The organism is Mesorhizobium sp. RCAM 05104 (assembly GCF_059683645.1).
The window spans coordinates 4,324,531-4,345,831 of sequence record NZ_CM185033.1; the positions used below are offsets into that span (position 1 = coordinate 4,324,531).

The window sequence follows — 21,301 nt, forward strand, 5'->3', positions numbered from 1 at the left end:
GCGCCAGGGTTTTCGGAATGAAATTCCAGACGGCCGGCGCGGCCGAGGCCCGACATGCCCGGCGGAGTGTCCTGTTTGCCGGTTCCGGGTTTTGTTTTGTGCATGTCGTTGGCCCAAAACGGCTGCGCGCCATGGGCCGGCATGCATCAGTCGTCGCCGAGCAAGTGGTCGGTCTGGCGGCGTTCCTTCTTGGTCGGGCGGCCGCTACCGGCCTCGCGCAGTGCCGGCATAGCGTCGGGAATGGCTTCACCCTTTTGCGCCGGCGGTGGCGACATATCCTCGTAGAGGGTGCGGGCTTCCTCGGCAGGGCCGCGCCGCGCACCGGCGCCGAGCACCTTCCAAATGAAGATGCGCCGTTCGAGCGTGATGGTCAGGACGTCGCCAGGCTTGACCAGATCGGAGGCCTGCGCTGCTTTGTCGCGATTGATGCGCACGCGGCCGGCGACGACCAGTTTCGCCGCCAGCGAGCGCGATTTCACGGCGCGCGAGAAGAACAGCCATTTGTCGATGCGCTGGCGGTCTCTCACGGCGGTCGGGGCAACCATCGAAGCGCGCCGAGCCTACTTCTTCAGCTGATCACGCAACGCGGCGAGCTTGGCAAAGGGCGAGTCCGGATCGAAGCGCGCCGGGCGCTCCTCGCGCGGCTTCGGCTGGAAGGTGGGCTTTCCGCCTTGCGGACCACCCTTGCCTTCCGGCCTGCCGCCCTTCCAGTCGGGCCGGCCTTCGCGGCGGTCGGGACGCTCGCCTTGCGGCCGGCCTTCACGCCGCTGTTCGCCTTCGCCCTGCGGCTTGGGTTTGAACTTCGAGCGGTCGAAGCGCGGCTTGCCGGCGCCGTCGCGCCGGCCTTCATGGGCAGGACGCTCTCCAGGCGTGGCTGCAGCCTGCGTGCCTCCGGCATCGGCCGGGGCATCGCTTCGGCCGCGCGCGGCTTGTCCGTTGCGCGGGCGATTGTTCCTGCGGTTGTCTTCGCGATGGCGCGGCCGCTGATCGAAACGGCCCTGACGCCACAACAGGATGGGCTTCGGAGCTTCCGCTTCTGGTGCGGGTTCGCCGTCCGTGGCCTCCGCCACCGCGGGCTCCGCCGCGTCCGTCGCAGACGCAGCATCCGACGCCAGCCCGGCCGGTGCGGCTTCTGCCACCGGTGCGGCTTCAATCTCGGCGGCCTCAGGCTCTGCCTGCGGTTCAACCGGCGCGGGTTCGGCGGTTTCGGCCGCGGCCAAGGCTGCGGGCGCGTCGTCTTGCACCGTTTCGACCTGAGCGCCCGGCTGTTCTCCCACGGCAGGTTCCGCCGCAGCGTCCACGGTGATTTCGGCTGCAATTTCAGTTGCCGTTTCTGAAACGTCTACCGCGTCCGATGCCGGCTCGGAACCTTCGGCTGGCGTTTCGGCGGCGGCATGCGCCGCCGCGTCTTCCGCTGCCTTGGCCTGCTCCGCGCGTGCTGTCTCTTCCGCCGCCAGCTTCGCCGCCGCCGCCTCGCGCGCGGCGTTGTCCTGCGCTTCGAGCCGGGCCTTCACTTCGGCCGGCGGCTTCGGCTCGGCGCGATAGCCGAGGCCTTTCAGGATTTCTTCCATGTCGTCGGCGGTGGCGCCGAGGATCGACATCATCGGCGGCGTCACCATGAAGGACTGGCCGTCATACGCACCGTCCGGCCGCTGGCCGAGACCGGGTTTCCAGTTGGTCGCCGGACGGATCAGGTCCGCCAGCCGCTCCAGAATGTCGATGCGCACGGCGCGGCGGCCGAGATTGCGGTAGCCGGCGAGCTTGTAGAACGTCTTGTCGAAGGTCGGGTCGATAACCACCGAGGTGCGGCCGGAAGCGAGCGCATGGACCACGTCGCCAAAGCCGGGCTTGTCCTTGCCGTCATTCTTCAGCGCCCACAGCAGCGTCACTAGTCCGGCCGGTGCCGGCTTGATCAGCGCCGGCACGAAGACATGATAGGCGCCGAAGCGCACGCCAAGCCGGCGAAGCGCGGCACGGCCCTCCTGGTCGAGCGACTTCATCTCCTCGGCGATGTCGCGGCGGTTTATAAGGCCAAAATTCTCGACAAGCTGGAAAGCAATGCCACGGCCTATGCCGGAAATCTGGTCGGCGTTCTTCAGGTCGACCAGCGGCTTCAGCAGCGTTTCGATCTGGAAATTGACGAAACGCTCGGCACGCGCCGCGACCTTGTCGCGCGCCGGGCCGGTCAGTTGTTCGTCGGCCAGCAGCACCAGGCGGGGCTTCAGCGCGTCTTCGCCAGCGACCAGCGTGCCGATCGGCGCGCCGATCCAGCGCAGCGTGCCATCCGAGCCGAGCGCGATATCGCCATTGGCGCAAGCGCCGAAGCGTTCGGCACGCGCCTCGAATTCGGCGGCCAGCGCCTTCTGGGCGGCGGTGCGTACCGCCTTGGCGTCCTCGCCGCCGGCGCTCTGGTCGGCGGTGAAGCGGAACCCTTGCAACTCGCCGACATGATGGCCTTCGACAAGGACGGTTCCGGTTGGGCTTATTTCGGCTTCAGGCATGGTATTTTCTCTAAGGCGCCGCATGAGGACGGAAGTCCTGCGGTCTACGAAGCGTTTCGTCAACCGCTCATGCAGCGCATCCGACAATCTGTCTTCGATTTCGCGCGTCTTTTCCTGCCAGTGTGCCTGATCGGCCAGCCAGCCGGGCCGGTTCGACACGAATGTCCAGGTGCGGATCTGGGCGATGCGATGGGACAGCGTGTCGATGTCGCCCTCGGTGGTGTCGGCGCGGCGCACCTGCTCGGCCATGTAGTTCTCGTCGACATGGCCATGCCGGGCGAGGTCCATGTAGATGGAGGCGATCAGGTCGGCATGCTGGGCCGGCGCTATCTTGCGGTAATCGGGCAGGGCACAGGCTTCCCACAGCAGCGCCACGCGTTTGGCATCGGTGGCAAGTGCGCGGATGTCTTCGTCGCGCGACAGATATTCAAGTGCCTGGGCATCGACCGCCGGCAGCGCGCGGGTCAGGCCTTCGACCGGGGCGTTGGTCTCGATCGAGCGCTTCAACGTATCGAGGCTGGCGAAGTCGAAATGCGCGGTACGCCACTGCAGCACCTTCACCGGGTCGAAATCATGGCCTTCGATCTTCTTGACCAGATCCTCGTCCAGCGGATCGACCTGGCCGGTGACGCCAAAGGTGCCGTCGCGCAGATGCCGGCCGGCGCGGCCGGCGATCTGGCCGAGCTCGGCCGCCGACAGGTTTCTGTATTGGAAGCCGTCGAACTTGCGGTTCTGGGCGAAGGCGACGTGGTCGAGATCGAGGTTGAGGCCCATGCCGATGGCGTCGGTGGCGATGAGATAGTCGACATCGCCGGACTGGAACAGCGCCACCTGCGCGTTGCGGGTGCGCGGGCTAAGCGCCCCGAGCACGACGGCGGCACCACCTTGCTGACGGCGGATCAGCTCGGCGATGGCGTAGACCTCGTCGGCGGAGAAGGCGACGATCGCCGTGCGGCGCGGCAGGCGCGTCAGCTTCTTCGAGCCGGCATAGGCCAGATGCGACAGCCTTGGCCGCGTCACCACCGAGACGCCCTTCAGCAGGCGCTGGAGGATGCCCTGCATGGTGGCCGCGCCCAGCAGCAGCGTCTCCTGGCGGCCGCGCAGATGCAGGATGCGGTCGGTGAAGATGTGGCCGCGCTCGAGGTCGCCGGCAAGCTGCACCTCGTCGATGGCGACGAAGGCGGCGTCGGTCTCGCGCGGCATCGCCTCGACGGTGCAGACCGAATATCTGGCGCCGGCCGGCTGGATCTTTTCCTCGCCGGTGATCAGCGCGACCTTGTGAGCGCCGACCTTTTCGCAGACGCGAGCGTAAACTTCCCGCGCGAGCAGCCTGAGCGGCAGGCCGATGATGCCACTCTCGTGCGCCACCATGCGCTCGATGGCGAGATGGGTCTTGCCGGTGTTGGTCGGCCCAAGCACGGCGGTCACGTCGCGTCCCGACAAGATCAGCGGCTCAGTGTGTTTCGGCTGGATGTTCATCGACCTGGAAATAAGGCTTTCTGGCCTCTCGTTGTCGGGAGCGTGCCTCGAGTGGCGCGTATGACAGCCGACACATAGGGATTTAGCGCGCGAAGCGAAAGCGGAATGTTCCGGCGAGGGCCCGAAGGCGGTCCTGTCAAGCTCTCAACCGGCCGCGGATTAACCGTTGGAACGAGTCTGGAACGAATCGGCGACGAATCAGTGACTCGTCCTGATTCAGGTTTTGTTCACGGCTATATGTGGATTTTGCGACCGCGACTCTTACCACATGCTGAATCGCCGAACTGGCCCGTTTCATGCAAGGCGAGCCCCGACGTTAACTTTTGCCGGTGAACGACTGCAACGTTCTGGTTCGCCTCATCCAAGATAATGAAATTGTTGGTCTTTCTTAATTCGCGTTAAGGATCCGGCAGGCGATTCCGGCCGCTATCGTTAACGTTCCGCTCAAAGCCGGAACGAATCGGCGACGAATCAGCGATCGCGGAATATTCCTGTTTTGTTCACCACAATATCTTGTGTTGTAAACAGGTTATCCACCGAGAATCCACAGGTTTGCGGACGAGTTTCGCACAAGAGGTGTCACCGCCGTTAACCTTTGCGTGCCGGATTGGATCATCGCCCCGCAGCGGGGCCTTCACGGCAGCCGGGCTGCCTTAAAAACGGACCGGTTCCCGATCCGCCTGTCGCAGTGCGATTGCCTGTATGAGGCCGTTGTCCGGGTTTCAGGCGAAGTACTGGCCGCCATTGGCTGAGATGGTCGAGCCGGTGATGAAGCCGGCATCGTCGGAAGCGAGGAAGACGACGCAGCGCGCAATCTCTTCCGGCTCGCCGAGGCGGCCGACCGGGATCTGCGGGATGATGCGCTCGTTGAGCACCTTCTCGTCGATTGCCTTGACCATCTCGGTGGCGATGTAACCGGGGCAGATGACATTGACGGTGATGCCGGCTCGAGCGCCTTCCTGTGCAAGCGCTTTCGAAAAGCCGATGTCGCCGGCCTTGGCGGCGGAATAGTTGACCTGGCCGGCCTGACCCTTCTGGCCGTTGATCGACGAGATGGTGATGACGCGGCCGAACTTACGGTCGCGCATGCCGCTCCACAGAGGATGCGTCATGTTGAAGACGCCCGACAGGTTGGTGTCGATGACCTCTTTCCACTGTTCGCGCGTGATCTTGTGGAACATGGCATCGCGGGTGATGCCGGCATTGTTGACCAGCACCGAGATCGGGCCGAGATCGGCTTCGACCTGTTTGATGCCGGTGGCACAGGCGTCGTAGTCGGCGACCGACCATCTGTAGACCGGAATGCCGGTCTCGGCCTTGAATTTCGCCGCCGCATCGTCGTTGCCGGCGTAGTTCGCGGCAACCGAATAGCCGGCGTTCTTCAATGCGATCGAGATCGCCGCGCCAATGCCGCGCGACCCGCCCGTAACGATTGCAACCTTGCTCATGCGTTTCCCCTTTTTGATATCGCCCTGTTGTCGGGCTTGGCAGGCACTGGATATGGACCGGGCGGCCAAACCGCGTCACCTGAAGTAAATTCAGGCGACGCGCTTTAGCTGTCTGTTTTCATTCATGTCGTCTTCCCAAAACCGCTACGCACTTTTGGACGACATGCATTCGCCGGCCGTCCAGTGCTCTCGTCAGAGCGCTTCCACGCACATGGCGACGCCCATGCCGCCGCCAATGCATAGGGTGGCGAGGCCTTTCTTGGCGCCACGGCGGCGCATCTCATAGACCAGCGTGTTGAAGATGCGGGCACCCGAAGCGCCGATCGGATGGCCGATGGCGATGGCGCCGCCATTGACGTTGACGATCGAAGGATCCCAGCCCATGTCCTTGTTAACGGCGCAGGCCTGGGCGGCAAAAGCCTCGTTGGCCTCGATCAGGTCGAGATCGCCGACCGACCAGCCGGCCTTGGCCAGCGCCTTGCGCGAAGCCGGAATGGGTCCGGTGCCCATGATCGCCGGATCGACGCCGGCGGTCGCCCAGGAGGCGATGCGCGCCAGCGGCGTGATGCCGCGCCTTGCGGCTTCCGCCTCGGTCATCAGCAGCGCGCCGGCGGCGCCGTCATTGATGCCGGAAGCGTTGGCGGCAGTCACCGTGCCGTCCTTGTCGAAAGCCGGCTTCAGCTTGGTCATGGCGTCGATCGTGGCGCCGTGGCGGATGTATTCGTCCTGGTCGACGATGGTGTCGCCCTTCTTGCCCTTGATGGTGAAGGCGACGATCTCGTCCTTGAACTTGCCGGCCTTCTGCGCGGCCTCGGCCTTGTTCTGGGAGGCCAGCGCGAACTGGTCCTGGTCGTCGCGGGTGATCTGGAACTGGCGGGCGACGTTTTCGGCGGTGTTGCCCATGTGATAGCCGTTGAAGGCATCCCACAGCCCGTCCTTGATCATGGTGTCGATCATCTTGTAGTCGCCCATCTTGACGCCGGCGCGCAGGTGTTCCGCGTGCGGCGACAGCGACATCGATTCCTGGCCGCCGGCGATGATCACCTTGGCGTCGCCGGTGGCGATCTGCTGCATGCCCAGAGCAATGGCGCGCAAGCCCGAGCCGCAAACCTGGTTGAGGCCCCAAGCGGTGGTTTCCTTGGGCAGGCCGGCAATGATCGAAGCCTGGCGGGCCGGGTTTTGGCCCTGGGCGGCGGTCAGCACTTGGCCGAGGATAACCTCGTCGACCTCGGCGGCTTCGACACCGGCACGCGACAAGAGTTCCCTGACGACGACAGCACCGAGTTCATGCGCCGGGGTAGCGGCGAAGGCACCATTGAAGGAGCCGACGGCCGTGCGTGCCGCACTGGCGACAACGATGGAATTGGCAGAGGACATTTTCTTCTCCAGACTTCGAGCTGTCGTGTTTTTGGACATTGTTGGGGGACTTTTCTTGCCCTTTCCATGATCCAAGTCAAACCTGAAATGGGCATGGCGCCCATGCGCCGCAACCAGGCCGCATGTCGCCACGGCGGCGGTCCCTGCATTGCTGCGCAGCATATTTTGCCTGCTATGCAGCATTATATGATCCCGCACTGCACAAACTGCTTGGAATTATGAGGCTTTTGCGCATATCCTCGAAAAAGGCACAATCGTTACCGGCGGCTTACTCAGCGCGTGCCGGTGTCCCGGGGAGGATGCAGATGGCCGCGAAAGACGATCCGATCATCATCAAGAAATACGCCAATCGCCGCCTCTACAACACCGGCACCAGCACTTATGTGACGCTTGAGGACCTCGCCGAGATGGTCAAGAAGGGCGAGGAGTTCACCGTCCAGGACGCCAAGACCGGTGACGACATCACGCATCCGGTGCTGACCCAGATCATCTTCGAGCTGGAGAACAAGGATGGGCAGAACATGCTGCCAATCCCGTTTCTGCGCCAGTTGATCGCTTACTATGGCGACCAGATGCAGATGATCGTGCCGAGCTTCCTCGAACAGTCCATGCTGGCCTTCTCCAAGGAGCAGGAACGGTTTCGCGAGCAGATGAAGGGCGCGCTCGGCAAGTCGCCGCTGGACATGATGAAGATCACCACGCCCATCAAGGCGCTGGAAGAGCAGACACGCCGCAACATGGAAATGTTCCAGAATGCCATGCGTCTGTTCACGCCGTTCCCGCCCGTCGGTCCCGGTGCTGCCGCCGCGCCAACGCCCGAGCCGGCCAGGAAGGAAACGCCGGAAAAGCCCGATGACCTTCAGGAACTGAAGGACCAGATCGCGGCCATGCAGCGCAAGCTCGACACCATGTCGTGAGACGTTGGATCGAAAGATCCGGTAGGCAGCGGCGCATCGGATTGCCGTGAGCCTTGAGCGCGTGGCGCTGGAAACGGGTTCAGTCGGCGCGCCTTGAGCCATTGTTTTTATGCATGTCGGTGTACCAAAATCGCACCGCGCGCTTTTGGGCGGCCTGCATCAGGGCAGCAATCCCTGATAGCGACCGCGCGGCCTGATGGCGCTTCCGCTGGTTATCTGTTCGACCGTGTGCGCTGCCCAGCCGACACTCCGTCCGAGCGCGAACAGGCAGAACGGCGCATCGCGCGGCAAGCCAAGGCCGCGCGTCAGAGCGGCCAGGGCGAGGTCAATGTTGGGGCGTGCGCCGGTCGCGACAAAGGCGGCGTTTTCCAGGGATCGCAATGTCTCGTCGGCATCGATGGTCGCCAGCAGGGCGACGGCCCGCGGATCGCCGTCGGGATAGAGCGGATGGCCGAACCCCGGCAGCGGCCGGTCGTGGCTGAGCCAGCGCCGGATCGCCGCGTCGGCGCCATGCCGCGCCGCGTCCTCGGCCAATTGCATCACTGCTTCGCCGGCACCGCCATGGCGCGGGCCCGATAGCGTCGCGAGCCCCGCGAGCAGGCAAGCGGCCATCGGCGAGCCGGTGGAAGCGGCGACACGAGCGGCGAAAGTCGACGCGTTCAGCTCATGGTCGGCGAGCAGGACAAGCGTGCGGCGGATCGCTTCCGCGCCACCAGCATCCACTGACCAGCCTTGCGCCAACCGCCGATGGACCGGATTCGGTCCCGCCGACGCGCCGAAGGCGCTGGCCAACACGCCAACCGCCTGCGCGGCATCGGCGTGCAGCGAGGTGGCGCCGCGCCCGAGCGATGGGCGCCCCTCGGCAGCAGCCAAGGCAAGCCGCGCGAAGGCGGCCGCCCTGCTGTCCCGATCCGGCGCGCCGGGCGGCGGGGACGCGAAAACAGCCGGCTCTGACAGCTCCCACAGGACGGCGGCGGCTTCCTCCAGCGTGGCGTGCCCGGAGAGCGCAACGGCATCCCGGCCACGATAGATGAGACGACCGTGCAAAACGGTCGAGATCGAGGTCGCGATCGACGGCTCGCCCCAGGCGATGGCGCTTTCGGCGATGGCCGACGGGCTGCGTCCACGTGCCCGGCGGGTCGCCAGGGCGGCGATGTCGTCGGCGCGATACTGGCTGCGGCGCGGATCGGCGCGGTCGGGCCGCATGCCGATGCGCCCACGGCTGACATAGGCATAGAGCGTCTGTGCCCGCACCTTGAGGCGTTCAAGCGCTTCTTCCCGAGACAGCCACTCCGACAGGGTCGAATCCTCCGATATATTGATTCTATTGATCAAGATTGATGACCATGTTGACTACCCTTATCTGCGATGCGGAAACGGTTCAAGGAGACAGGCCATGGCAAATGGGCTCGATGACGTGGTGGCGGCGGAAACCGTCCTTTCCGATGTGGACGGTCTTGGCGGCCATCTGACCATCCGCGGTCATTCGCTGCCGGAATTGGCCAGCCGCTGGAACTTCATCCAGGTGGTTCGGCTGTTGCTGGACGGTTTCTTCGAAGACCTTCCCGGCGATGCGGAACTGGCGCAGAGGATCGGCCAGGCGCGCGTCGACGTGTTCGAGCGGCTTTTGCCCTCGTTGCCCCTGCTGGCATCGCTCGATGTCTACAGCGCGATGCGCGCCGGCATCGCTTTCCTGCCGGACGGCGAAACCTTGGCCGACGCCCTGCGGCTGATCGCGGCGCCAGCAGTGCTGACGCCGGCCTTGCTGCGCCTGCAGCGCGGCGAGAAGCCATTCGCGCCGGACAAGGCGGCCGACCATGCCGGCGATATGTTGAGGATGCTCAACGGCACCGTCGCCTCGCCAGCGCTGGCGAAGGCGCTCGACATCTATCTGGTGACTGTCTGCGACCACGGCCTCAACGCCTCGACCTTTGCGACCCGCGTCGTCGCCTCGACCAAGGCGGGCCTGACGTCGGCGGTATTGGCGGGTCTCGGCGCGCTCAAGGGCCCGCTGCATGGCGGCGCGCCGGGTCCGGTCATCGAGATGCTGGATGCAATCGAGGCGCATGGCGACGCTGTTGGCTGGCTGCGCCACGAGATCGCGCATGGCGAGCGCATCATGGGGTTCGGCCACCGTATCTACCGGGTGCGCGACCCGCGTGCCGACGTGCTGAAGGCGGTGGTGCGCAAACTCGGCAGCGAGGGCGCAACCGGTCGCCGGCTGGCCTTCGCGGAAAGGGTGGAGCAAGCAGCGCTCGATGTGCTGCGTGTCGCCAAGCCGTCGCGCTCGCTGCAGACCAATGTCGAATTCTACACCGCGCTGCTGCTGGAGGCCGCCGGCTTTCCCAGGCAAGCGTTCAGCAACGTCTTCGCCGCCGGCCGCGTCGCCGGCTGGATCGCCCATGCGCGCGAGCAGCAGACGACCGGACGGCTCATTCGTCCGCAGTCGCGCTATGTCGGGCCGGTGCCGGACCTCGTCGCCTGAGGTCATGTTACTCGCCCCTTTGGCGGGGGTAACCCGGCCGGGATTCGGCGCGAGCATCGTCACTGGCCGTCTGTCGTGGCGACGAGCAGCCTCTTGGCATGACGAAAATTTCATCTCCTCCCGCAACGGAACCGCTGTTCTTGCGTCGATCAGGGCATATATGTTGCAGTGCAACATAGGCCTGTTCTTGCCGCAACCTGAGGATTCCGCCCTTGGCCATCAGAAAAACCGCCGTCGTCACCGGCTCCACATCGGGCATTGGCCTGGCCATAGCCCAGGCGCTGGCGGCCGAGGGCCATGATGTCATCGTCAACTCCTTCTCCGACACGGCCGCCGACCACGCCATCGCCGATGCGATCGCCAAACAGCACAAGGTAAAGACAGCCTACATCAAGGCCGACATGTCGAAACCGGCCGAATGCCGGGCGCTTGTCGCCAAGGCGGCCGAGACATTTGGTTCGGTCGACATTCTCGTCAACAATGCAGGCATCCAGCATGTCGCGCCGGTGGAAGAGTTCCCGATCGAGAAATGGGACGCCATCATCGCCATCAACCTGTCGTCGGCGTTCCACACCATCGCAGCCGCGATCCCGCTGATGAAGAAGGCCGGTGGTGGCCGGATCGTCAACATCGCCTCGGCGCACGGCCTGGTCGCCTCGCCGTTCAAATCGGCCTACGTCTCGGCCAAGCACGGCATCATGGGGTTGACCAAGACCGTCGCGCTCGAGCTCGCGCGTGAGAAAATCACCTGCAATGCAATCTGCCCGGGCTATGTGCTGACGCCGCTGGTCGAGGCTCAGATTCCCGACCAGATGAAAGCCAACAAGATGGATCGCGAGACCGTCATTCGCGAGGTCATGCTGGACAAGCAACCGACCAAGGAATTCGTCACGGTCGAGCAGATCGCGGCGGCGGCGGTGTTCCTGTGCTCGGACGCGGCGGCGCAGGTCAACGGCACGCATCTCTCGGTCGATGGCGGCTGGACGGCCGCATAAGTCCGGACATTTTCCCAGCTACCCAAAGGGCCGGCCAAACAGAACCGACAAACCCGAAACAAGCCAGCTCGACAGATCAAGGACGACGCCATGACGAACAACGGCAAGGCGGAGGAGAAGAAGAAAATCAACATCGCGCTTCAGGGCGGCGGCTCGCACGGAGCCTTTTCCTGGGGCGTGCTCGACCGGCTGCTGGAGGATGGCAGGCTGGAGATATCAGCGGTGTCCGGCACCAGCGCCGGCGCGATGAATGCCGTGGCGCTGGCCGATGGCTTCGTGCGCGGCGGGGTCGACGGGGCGCGGCAGAAGCTCGCGGATTTCTGGCGCGCGGTGGCCGCGAAGGGCCGATTCAGCCCGGTGCAGCGCATGCCGTGGGATGTCGCCTGGGGCAACTGGTCGATCGAGAACACGCCGGGCTATGCTTTCTTCGACACCATGTCACGGGTGTTCTCGCCCTATGTCGCCAACCCGCTCGGCCTCAACCCGCTGCGCGACGTGGTTCAGCAGGAGATCGATTTCGCCAATGTGCGCGCCTGCAATTCGATGGAATTGTTCATCTCCGCGACCAATGTCGAAACCGGGCAGTTGCGTGTCTTTTCCGATGGCGAGATCGACCTCGACACGGTGATGGCTTCGGCCTGCCTGCCGCAATTGTTCCGCGCCGTCGAGATCAAGGGCGTGCCCTATTGGGACGGCGGCTATGGCGGCAATCCGGCGTTGTTCCCGTTCTTCAAGGCGGCAGCGACCGAGGATGTGCTCCTGGTGCAGATCAACCCGGTGGTGCGGGAAGGAACGCCAAGGAGCGCCAACGAAATCCAGAACCGCATCGATGAGATCACCTTCAATGCCGGGCTACTGCGCGAATTCCGCTCGATCGCCTTCGTCAAGGAGCTGATCGCCGCTGGCCGTTTGCCGCATGGCGAATACCGCGACATCCGCATGCATCGCATCGATGCCGATGAGGCGTTCAAGGATTTGTCGGCGTCGTCGAAGGTCAATGCCGAATGGGCGTTCCTGGTCTATCTGCGCGATCTCGGCCGCACCGCCGCCAGTGACTGGCTGGAGGAGAACTACGACGCCGTCGGCAATCGTCAGACGCTCGATCTTTCCGGCCAACTCGATGACGGCTTCAAGCCGGTGCATGGTCCCGCACCCGGCCGGCGGGTGAAGGAATTCCTGGCGGTTCGCAAGAACCCGGAGGCGGTACGGCGTCAGGCCTGAGGCGGGCACTGAAAGTGGCGGAGGTATTTTCTACCTCAACCCATGCGCTATTTTTTTCGCTGCCGGCTGGCGCCGCAGCATCAGCATTGCGACCACGCCAAGCAGCGGGCCGGGCGCGAGGGCCAGAAAACTCCAACGCCAGCCGATGTTCTCCGCTAGGAAAGAGGTCAGGTGGATTGAGACAAAGGTAAGCGCGATGCCGATACTGAGTTGCAGTGACAGAGCCGTACCGACATAGCGCGGATCGCTCAATTCCGTCGCCATGGCCGAAAACTGCGCGGAATCGCCGATCACGGTCATTCCCCAGAGCGCGGCCACGGCGACGAACAGCCAAAGCGGTCCGTCGAAGGCAAAGCCGATCGTCAACGCACAACATCCAGACAGCGCCATCATCAGGGCGGCGGTCGCCGTCCGGCCGATGCGATCCGCTAGAACGCCGCCCAGGATCGAGCCGATCCCGCCCAACGCCACGACGATGAACGTCAGCAATGACGCGGCTTTCGCGTCACCGATGCCCAGACCGGGGCTTCCCGCGCTGACATAGGCCAGCATCCAGCCCCACATGGCGTAGAGTTCCCACATGTGCCCCAGATAGCCGAGATTGGCGAGCGCGAGCGGGCGGTTTTGCAGGACTGCTCCGATGTGGCGCGGATCGAAAGTCGATTTTCTGAACGGATAGGGCCCTTCGGTGCCGAGGCGCACGATCAGGACGCCACCCGCCAGTGCCGCTGTCGAGGTCGCTATGACGACCGCCTGCCAGGCGAGGCTGGCCGCGAGCGCGGACAGCAGGTGGGGAAACGCGGATCCGAGCGTCAACGCAGCAAGCAGGACGCCGAGCGCTGTCCCTCTTTCTCGGCTGAACCAGGTCGAGACGAGTTTGAGCGCCGGCGGATAGACTCCCGCAAGCGCCACGCCCGTGGCAAAGCGGGCAAGCAGCAGAACGCCCACGGATGGCGCGAAGAGCAGACAGAGGTTCGCAGCGGCAGCGATCATGGCGCTAACCCCGATCACCTTGCGCAGCGAAATCACGTCGAGCAGACCGCTAATGCTCGACGCAAGTGCGCCGACAGCGAAACCGATCTGAACGGCACCGGTAATCCAGGCGCCCTGCACTGGAGACAAGTGCCAGACCTCCGTCAACTGTGGTGTGATCGCCGTGGCCGAGAACCACGTGGTCATGGCCAAGAAGGCGCTGGCGCTGATCAAGGCAAGGATCCACCAGCGCCGGTCCGCAACGACGTCCACGGGTTTTACTGCGGTCACGGGGTCAACCTCCGACGAGCTTGAGAGAACAAACCCCAAGCAGGGGCGGCCACCGGTGTCGAGACGGACGCCTGGGCCATCGGGCGTTCACGCGGCGACGGAACTCTTCAGCCGCTCGAGGACGGGGAGCAGATCGGTGGGGTCGGGTCTGCGGGTGTAGTCCGGGCTGACCTCGGCATAGACAATGACACCGTCCCGGGCGACCACGAAGCGCGCCGGCATCGGCAACGTCCATGAAGGGTCGTCGTTCACCACCGCCAGGTCGACGCCGAAGCTCTTGTACAGTGCGATCAGATCGTCAGGCAGGCGGAAGCGGAGGCCGAAGGCGTTGGCGACTTCGCCATTCGGGTCGCTCAACATTGGGAAAGTGACCTGCTTTTCACGTTTGGCCTTGCGGCCATTCATCAGGGATTGGGGGGAAATGGCGACCAGCTGCGCCCCCGTGGCACGGATGGCGGCCGAAGCCTCCTGCAAGGCTTCGAGTTCAATGTTGCAATAGGGACACCAAACACCGCGATAGAAGCTGAGCACCAGCGGGCCGCGAGCCAGCAGGTCGGTCGAGGATAGCGGGCCGTCGTCAGCCTCCGCCAATGTGAAGCTCGGGGCGACCGCACCAGCCTTCAGGGCGTGATCAGCCTGACCCGAAGCGATGAGTTCGGCGGTCGCGCGATGCATGATCTCGACCGCCTGTTTGGGGGCCTTCTTGCCTTCAAAGTCAGCTTTGAAGGCATCAAGCTTGTCTTGAAGCGACATGGGACTACTCCGGTTGTTCGCCGCTCTGGCAGCGGCAGAAACGTCCTCGCCTATTTCGAAAAAGAGGGGTAGCCTGCCGGAAAGGATAGCAATCATCCGGAAAATGAATGGCTGACAGGCTTCAGGAACTGGAAGTGTTCGTGCGCGTGGCGGAACGGGGCAACCTTTCGCAGGTCGCCCGCGAAATCGGCCTGTCGCAACCTTCGGTGTCTCGGATCCTCAACGATCTGGAGGCTCGCATCAGTGCCCGCCTCCTTGTTCGCACCAGCCGAAAGGTCGGGCTGACAGAGGCGGGGCAAGTTTACCTCGAGCAGATTCGGCCGCTGCTCGCCGAGCTCGGGGCGGCAGCCGACACCGCTGCCGGCAATGAGGAACTGCGCGGACTGCTGCGCGTCGAGCTGTCGGTCACTTTCGCCATGCGCGCGCTCATTCCTCGCCTGCCCGTCCTGCTGGCCGAGCATCCAAACCTCTCTGTCGAGCTGATGATGGACGATCGCCGGCGAAGCCTCGTCGAAGAGGGCGCCGATGTCGCGATCAGGCTGGGCATGCTGGACAATTCAAGCCTGATGGCACGCCGGGTCGGGCAGACGCCGAGGCTGCTCGTCGCGGCGCCGGAATATATCGCCCGCCATGGCTTGCCAGTCAGTCCCGCCGACTTGGCCCGGCACCAGGTCATTTTCGGTCCTTCCGACACTTCCGGCGCGACCTTTCAAGGTCCGATCAATCCGGAGGCAAACTTTGTCCTGCCCGAAAATCCACGCATCCGGGTCACGAGCTCGGCCGGTGTCACCGCATGCGTTTTGGCGGGCCTTGGCGTAGCGTTCGGATCGGGCTGGATGTTCGACGCTGAACTCAGGGATGGCCGTCTTTGTCGGCTGTTGCCGGAATTTCCGCTGCCTGCCATACCGATCCACGCCTTGTTTCCGGCCGGTCGCCAGCCTAGCAAGCGGGCCAGGGGATTTGCAGACTGGCTGAGCAAATCGTTGAACTCGTAACGCCGGGCTGCCGCGCGTATTCCGCTCGATCGCCTTCGTCAAGGAGCTGATCGCCGCTGGCCGTTTGCCGCATGGCGAATACCGCGACATCCGCATGCATCGCATCGATGCCGACGAGGCGTTCAAGGATTTGTCGGCGTCGTCGAAGGTCAATGCCGAATGGGCGTTCCTGGTCTATCTGCGCGATCTCGGCCGCACCGCCGCCAGCGACTGGCTGGAGGAGAACTACGACGCCGTCGGCAATCGTCCGACGCTCGACCTTTCCGGCCAACTCGATGACGGCTTCAAGCCGGTGCATGGTCCCGCACCCGGCCGACGGGTGAAGGAATTCCTGGCGGCGCGCAAGAACCCAGAGGCGGCTCGCCGGCAGGCCCTGAGGAGCGCCGGCATCGGCAAGACGACAACCGCCGCGTGTGACGATCTCCTCATCATCCTGACGCCTGCTGCCATGATGCTTTCGGCTGCGCTGCCCCCAACCGCCAGAAACGAGCTGGCGTGACGGTCGGCGCAGCCGCTCCGAATGGCACAGGATATCGGCGGTGTTCTTGCCTCCACGTTTCTGCGCGTCATGTCGCGAACGGCAGGTTGCGCTGGCTCAGTGCATCTCGTCGCCTCTCGCGTTCGCCCCCGCAACGTTTGGCTCGACGCTGGCGCGTCGGACTTCGGCAATCAGGACCCGAGTTCGGCATTCCGCAATTTGTGTAGCGATTTCAATTGATTGCTTGGATAGCCAGGCGCAGGGGCTGGCATCTCTCGTCGCCCGAGGTTGTCCGGTACGACAAATTCCCGGCCGGAAATCCGCATCCAGATCAAGAAATCCGGCGCATCGGCGGCTTCATGTCGACGGTTGTCGCGCTGCATGTCGGCTGAGGAGAGGCCAGTCGTTCGCAGCTGGCACAGGGGCCGATCGGGAGCCGTTCCTTGGCCCGACGACTGCCACCCACCAGGCGACCGGCAAAACCTGATGGCGGTAGGCGTGTCTTGTGCGGCCATGTAATGGTCTTGCAACTTTCAGACTATATTGCGGTGCAACTTTGATGTAAAAGCGCGCTTCGCCGATCACGGCAAATTGAACACGGCCTGGCGCGCACCCATATCGGCCACGCGCCCGCGTCACGAGGACGCTGGCCGAACCCGCAGTGGAAAAAATGACGATGCCGAGAATCAGGTTTCACAAGCTTGCAGCCGTTGTTGTGCTCATTGGTTTCGCGGCCTGGATGGCGACAGGCGAGTTCTCGTCCGTCGGCAGCGTAGCGGCGAACAAGGCCAAGGCAGCCGAGGTCGAGCAGGGCAAGGCGCCGGACGCGAGCAAGCCGAAGACGGCGGAAGCCGAGCCAAAGGCACCGCTGCGCACCGTCGCGGTGGTGACGCCGCCGCGCCGCACCTATGCGCGCGCCATCCGCATTTCCGGGCTGACCGAGGCCGACAAGCGGGCTGTGCTGGCGACACGCGTTGCCGGTATCATCGACAAGTTGCCGGTCAAGCAGGGCCAGCACGTCAAGACAGGCGATCTGGTGCTGATGCTGGCCGCCGAGGACAAGATCTCGACGGTCGACAATGCCAGGCAATTGCTGGTGCAGCGTCAGGCCGAGCTCGACGCTTCCGAGCGGTTGGCCAAGACCGGCAACCTGCCCAAGCTGCAACTCGACACCGCCCGCTCCAACCTGACCGCGGCCCAGTCCATGCTGGAGACGGCTCAGGCCGAACTTGATCGCAACGAGGTGAAGGCGCCTTTCGACGGCGTCATCGACCGGGTGCCGGTGGAACTTGGCAGTTCCATCATGCAGGGCAGCGAGGTGGCGACCATCCTCAAGCTCGATCCGGTGATTGCCCGCGGCGAGGTCAGCGAGCGTGATCTCGGCTACCTCAAGATCGGCGACAAGGCCAGCGTAAGGCTGGTCAGCGGCCAGACCGTCGAAGGCACCGTGCGCTACATCAGCCGCGACGCGTCGTCGGCGACCCGGACCTTCCGCGTCGAGGTCGCGATCCCCAATGCCGATGGCTCCGTGCCGGCCGGCATGACGGCGGAAATCGCGCTCAGCGCGTTGCCGACGGACGCCATCATGCTGCCGCGCTCGGTGGTGACGCTCGGCGACAAGGGCGATCTCGGCATCCGTGCCGTCGACAAGGACAACAAGGTTGTGTTCTTCCCGATCGATCTGGTCGACGACACGCCGACCGGCCTCGTGCTCGGCGGCATTCCGGCCGACACGCGCATCATCGTCGCCGGCCAGGAACTGGTGAAGGAAGGCGATGAGGTCAAGCCGGTCGAGGCTGACCAGGCGACCATCCAGAAGCTGTTGGGCGAGGCGACCGCCGGGACGCAGTAGCGCGACTTGCGCCGGAAAGCCCTGGGCGGGGACAATCGGCTGCGACGCAGCTCCTGAAATTCAAGAACAGGCATTAGCCATGGATATCGTCAGACTCGCAATCAACAATGCCCGCCTGACCATCTCGGTGCTGGTCTTCCTTCTGCTCGCTGGTTGGGTCGCCTACCAGTCGACGCCGAAGGAAGCAGAACCCGACGTTCCGATTCCGATGATGTATGTCAGCCTGATCTATCAAGGCATTTCACCGGAGGATTCGGAGCGCCTTCTGCTGCGGCCGATGGAAAGCAAGCTGAAGAGCCTGAAGGGCCTCAAGGAGATGCGCTCGGCCGCCTTCCAGGGCGGCGGCTATGTGCTGGTCGAGTTCCAGCCGCAGACCAACCTGGCGACGGCCTTGCAGGATACACGCAGCAAGGTGCAGGACGGCAAGGCCGACCTGCCGCAGGCGGCCGAGGAGCCTGTCGTCACCGAGGTCAATATTTCCGAATTTCCGGTGCTCGTCGTCACCCTGTCGGGCGAATTGCCCGAGCGCGTGCTGACCGCCGCGGCGCGCGAGTTGCGCGACCGTATCGAGGAAGTGCCCGGCGTGCTCGAAGGCTCGCTGCAGGGCTCTCGTGACGATCTCGTCGAAGTCGTCATCGATCCGATGAAACTGTCGTCTTATGGGCTGCAACTCGACCAGCTGATCGGCGCCGTCGGCGCCTCCAACAGCCTGGTCGCCGCCGGCAACATCGAAGGCTCGCAGGGCAAATACGCGGTCAAGGTGCCGTCGCTGATCGAGACGCCGGAGGATGTGGCGGCGCTGCCCGTGGTCGCCGGTCCCAATGCCGTTGTGCAGGCCAAGGACATCGCGACGATCCGCTCGACCTTCGCCGATGCCGAGACGATCACCCGTCTCAACGGCAAGCCGGCCATCGCCATCGAAGTCAAGAAGCGTATCGGCGCCAATCTGATCGACACGCTGACCAAGGTGCGGGCGGTGTCCGACGCCTTCGTCAAAACCATGCCGCAAGGCATGAACGTCACCTACACCCAGGACAAGTCGGTCTTCGTCAACCAGCTGCTCGGCGACCTGCAGAACCATGTGATGATCGCCGTGATCCTGGTGTTCATCGTCATCCTCTATGCGCTGTCCGGCCGAGCCTCGCTGCTCATTGGCCTCGCCATTCCGTCATCGTTCCTGATCGGCATCCTGCTCCTGGCGATGATGGGCTACACGATCAACATGATCGTGCTGTTCAGCCTCATCCTGGCGGTCGGCATGCTGGTTGACGACGCCATCATCGTCACCGAGTTCGCCGAACGGCGGATGAGCGAGGGCATGCCGAAGGCGGACGCGTTCGCGCTTGCCGCCAAGCGCATGGCCGGTCCGGTCATCGCGGCGACGATGACGCGCATTGCCGCCTTTTCACCGTTGCTGTTCTGGCCGGGCATCATCGGCGACTTCATGAAATACATGCCGATCACGCTGATCGTCACGCTGTCGGCCTCGATGCTCTATGCGCTGGTGTTCGCGCCGACGCTCGGAGCGATCTTCGCCAAGGCCCCGCAGCACCACGAGGATGACAATCGCGACGGCTGGTACATGGCCATCGTCAAGCAGGCGGTACGCTTCCCAATCACCGTGGTTTTGCTGACCGTTGCGTTGCTGTTCGGCGTCGGCTTTGCCTATTCCAAATATGGCGCGGGTGTCGAGTTCTTCCCCAGTGTCGAACCCGACTACGGCCTGCTCTACGTGCACGCCCGCGGCAACCTTTCGCTGGCCGAAATGGATACCGCGACGAAGATCGCTGAAAACAGGCTGCTCGGCTGGCCCGGCATCAAATCGGTCTATACCCGCGTCGGCAAGACGCAAGGCGGCGGCCAGGACGTTCCGGAAGACGTTGTCGGCGTCATCCAGTACGAGTTCGTCGACTGGCGTGAGCGCAAATCGGCGAACCAGATCCTGAGCGATCTGCGCGGCGTCATGGCCGGCATTCCCGGCGTCGATGTCGAGGTGCGCGTCCCAGAGGCCGGCCCGCCGACCGGCAAGCCGATCCAGATCAGGCTTTCGGCCGTCGACCCCAAGGGGCTGGACGAGAAGGCCCGCGCCGTCGCGGCGCGTATTGCCAAGGTGCCCGGCGTCATCGACATTTCCGACGGCCTGCCGCCACCCGGCGTCGACTGGGCGCTCGAGGTCGACCGCGCCAAGGCAGCCCAATACGGCATCAGCCCGACCTCGGTTGGAACGGTGGTGCAGCTCGTCACCAACGGTCTGAAGCTCAGCGAATATCGGCCGGCCGGCGCCGACAAGGCGGTCGACATCCGGCTGCGTCTGCCGGAGGACCGGCGCACGCTGTCGACGCTCGACGAACTCAGGGTGCAGACCGCGCAAGGCTCGGTGCCGATCTCGAACTTCGTCGTCCGCAAGGCGAAACCGAGCGTCGGCATCCTCAACCGCATCGACGGCGCGCGCACCGTTGTGGTGCAGGCCAACGTTGCCGCCGGGGCACAGGTCGCCGCCGTGCAGCAGGAGGTTACCCAGGCTGTCGCCGACATGAATCTCGGCAGCGGCATCCGCTGGAAGCTGGCCGGCTCGAACGAGGACAGCGCCGAAGCCAGCGCCTTCCTGGGCAAGGCCTTCGGGGCGGCGATCTTCCTGATCTTCCTCGTGCTCCTGATGCAGTTCAACAAATTCACCAGCGTGCTGATGGTGCTGTCCTGCGTGGTCATGGCGACGATCGGCGTGTTCCTGGGACTGCTTTTGACCGGAGAGGCATTCGGCATCGTCATGTCGGGCATCGGTGTCATCGCGCTGGCCGGCGTTGTGGTGAACAACAACATCGTGCTGATCGACACCTATGACCGGCTGCGCGAAGAAGGCTGGGACAAGATGGAGGCGGTGCTGCAGACTTGCCGCGAGCGCGCCCGTCCGGTGGTGCTGACGGCGGTGTCGGCGATCCTTGGCGTGTTGCCGATCGCCTTTGGTCTCGGCCTCGAGATATTCCACCACGAGACGACGATCAACGCGCCGTCGACGCAATGGTGGATTTCGCTGTCCTCGGCAATCGTCTTCGGCCTGTCCTTCGCCACCCTGCTGACGCTGGTGGTGACGCCGTCGATGCTGATGATCTTCACACGCAGCAAGAACAGCCGCTTCTACGCGTTTTTCCGCCGGCTATTCCGGCGCGGCAAGGGTACGGTTTCGTCGACCGACACGCCGAGCCCGGACGCGGGCGACGAGCCGGCGATCGCCTTTCCAAAGGCGGCCGAATAAACCTGTCTGCGAATTCCCGACTCAAAGGCCGCCCGGAACAACCGGGCGGCCTTTTGCATTGTGCCCTGGAGCAATGCCCAGCATTGCGCCGTAGCAGAACATCAGATGCGGGGAATTTCTCATGCCGATCACCACCATCATCATCATCGTCCTGATCCTTGTCCTCATAGGCGCTGTGCCGACCTGGCCGCATTCGCGCTCCTGGGGTTACGGGCCGTCGGGCATTGTCGGCGTGGTGCTGGTGGTGCTCCTGGTGTTGCTTTTGATGGGACGGCTCTGAGCTG

At 64.2% G+C, this 21,301-nt stretch carries 15 protein-coding genes and 1 pseudogene; 9 read left to right on the plus strand and 7 right to left on the minus strand.

Translation table 11 applies throughout. The features are described 5' to 3' along the window. Positions 1-146 precede the first annotated feature (146 nt). The 4 genes from AC56QP_RS21155 to AC56QP_RS21170 all read right to left on the minus strand — a co-directional run bounded on the left by AC56QP_RS21155 (position 147) and on the right by AC56QP_RS21170 (position 6,805). Complete coding sequence (locus tag AC56QP_RS21155) at positions 147-545, minus strand: RNA-binding S4 domain-containing protein (RefSeq protein WP_489858216.1); 399 nt, start codon at positions 543-545, stop codon at positions 147-149. Between the two features lie 15 nt (positions 546-560). Next, a complete protein-coding gene (locus tag AC56QP_RS21160; RefSeq protein WP_489858215.1) occupies positions 561-3,980 on the minus strand; it encodes a helicase-related protein in 3,420 nt (1,139 codons plus the stop codon). Positions 3,981-4,702: 722 nt separating this feature from the next. After that, entirely contained in the window at positions 4,703-5,428 is a 726-nt protein-coding gene (phbB, locus tag AC56QP_RS21165; protein WP_489858214.1) for an acetoacetyl-CoA reductase, read from the minus strand. A 192-nt stretch (positions 5,429-5,620) separates the two neighbouring features. Next, the gene (locus AC56QP_RS21170) at positions 5,621-6,805 is read right to left on the minus strand and encodes an acetyl-CoA C-acetyltransferase (RefSeq protein WP_489858213.1); all 1,185 of its coding nucleotides are present in this window, start codon (positions 6,803-6,805) and stop codon (positions 5,621-5,623) included. Between the two features lie 305 nt (positions 6,806-7,110). Here AC56QP_RS21170 and phaR point away from each other — a divergent pair, with 305 nt between their 5' ends. Continuing rightward, the gene (phaR, locus tag AC56QP_RS21175; protein WP_489858212.1) at positions 7,111-7,722 is read left to right on the plus strand and encodes a polyhydroxyalkanoate synthesis repressor PhaR; all 612 of its coding nucleotides are present in this window, start codon (positions 7,111-7,113) and stop codon (positions 7,720-7,722) included. Between the two features lie 159 nt (positions 7,723-7,881). Here the strand turns inward: phaR and AC56QP_RS21180 are convergent, their stop codons facing one another. Continuing rightward, positions 7,882-9,021, minus strand: coding sequence for a citrate/2-methylcitrate synthase (locus AC56QP_RS21180; RefSeq protein WP_489863549.1), 1,140 nt, complete (start codon positions 9,019-9,021; stop codon positions 7,882-7,884). Between the two features lie 97 nt (positions 9,022-9,118). On the opposite strand from AC56QP_RS21180, the gene AC56QP_RS21185 reads away from it, so the two are divergent. The 3 genes from AC56QP_RS21185 (at position 9,119) to AC56QP_RS21195 (ending at position 12,423) form a co-directional block, all read left to right on the plus strand. Next, positions 9,119-10,207, plus strand: a complete 1,089-nt coding sequence (locus AC56QP_RS21185; RefSeq protein WP_489858211.1) for a citrate synthase/methylcitrate synthase — start codon at positions 9,119-9,121, stop codon at positions 10,205-10,207. Positions 10,208-10,419: 212 nt separating this feature from the next. Beyond that, a complete protein-coding gene (locus AC56QP_RS21190; protein WP_489858210.1) occupies positions 10,420-11,202 on the plus strand; it encodes a 3-hydroxybutyrate dehydrogenase in 783 nt (260 codons plus the stop codon). Positions 11,203-11,292: 90 nt separating this feature from the next. Then, on the plus strand, positions 11,293-12,423 hold the full coding sequence (locus AC56QP_RS21195) for a patatin-like phospholipase family protein (protein WP_497100376.1): 1,131 nt from the start codon (positions 11,293-11,295) through the stop codon (positions 12,421-12,423). Positions 12,424-12,453: 30 nt separating this feature from the next. On the opposite strand, the gene AC56QP_RS21200 is transcribed toward AC56QP_RS21195, so the two are convergent. Together AC56QP_RS21200 and AC56QP_RS21205 are read right to left on the minus strand one after the other, a co-directional pair. Then, positions 12,454-13,629: an MFS transporter gene (locus AC56QP_RS21200; RefSeq protein ID WP_489858208.1), complete on the minus strand. Its 1,176-nt coding sequence runs from the start codon at positions 13,627-13,629 to the stop codon at positions 12,454-12,456. 144 nt (positions 13,630-13,773) lie between these two features. Next, a complete protein-coding gene (locus AC56QP_RS21205) occupies positions 13,774-14,439 on the minus strand; it encodes a peroxiredoxin-like family protein (protein WP_489863548.1) in 666 nt (221 codons plus the stop codon). Positions 14,440-14,546: 107 nt separating this feature from the next. Here AC56QP_RS21205 and AC56QP_RS21210 point away from each other — a divergent pair, with 107 nt between their 5' ends. From AC56QP_RS21210 to AC56QP_RS21230, 5 genes and pseudogenes are all read left to right on the plus strand, one after another. Next, positions 14,547-15,434: a LysR family transcriptional regulator gene (locus AC56QP_RS21210; protein ID WP_489858207.1), complete on the plus strand. Its 888-nt coding sequence runs from the start codon at positions 14,547-14,549 to the stop codon at positions 15,432-15,434. Further along, positions 15,427-15,807 (plus strand): annotated as a pseudogene (locus AC56QP_RS21215) (patatin-like phospholipase family protein); the annotation flags it as partial. The gene AC56QP_RS21210 and the pseudogene AC56QP_RS21215, both read left to right, overlap by 8 nt. Positions 15,808-16,588: 781 nt before the next feature. Continuing rightward, entirely contained in the window at positions 16,589-17,764 is a 1,176-nt protein-coding gene (locus AC56QP_RS21220) for an efflux RND transporter periplasmic adaptor subunit (RefSeq protein WP_489858206.1), read from the plus strand. Positions 17,765-17,843: 79 nt separating this feature from the next. Then, positions 17,844-21,017, plus strand: a complete 3,174-nt coding sequence (locus AC56QP_RS21225) for an efflux RND transporter permease subunit (protein ID WP_489858205.1) — start codon at positions 17,844-17,846, stop codon at positions 21,015-21,017. Positions 21,018-21,138: 121 nt separating this feature from the next. Beyond that, positions 21,139-21,297: a DUF3309 family protein gene (locus AC56QP_RS21230; protein ID WP_489858204.1), complete on the plus strand. Its 159-nt coding sequence runs from the start codon at positions 21,139-21,141 to the stop codon at positions 21,295-21,297. Positions 21,298-21,301: the final 4 nt, after the last annotated feature.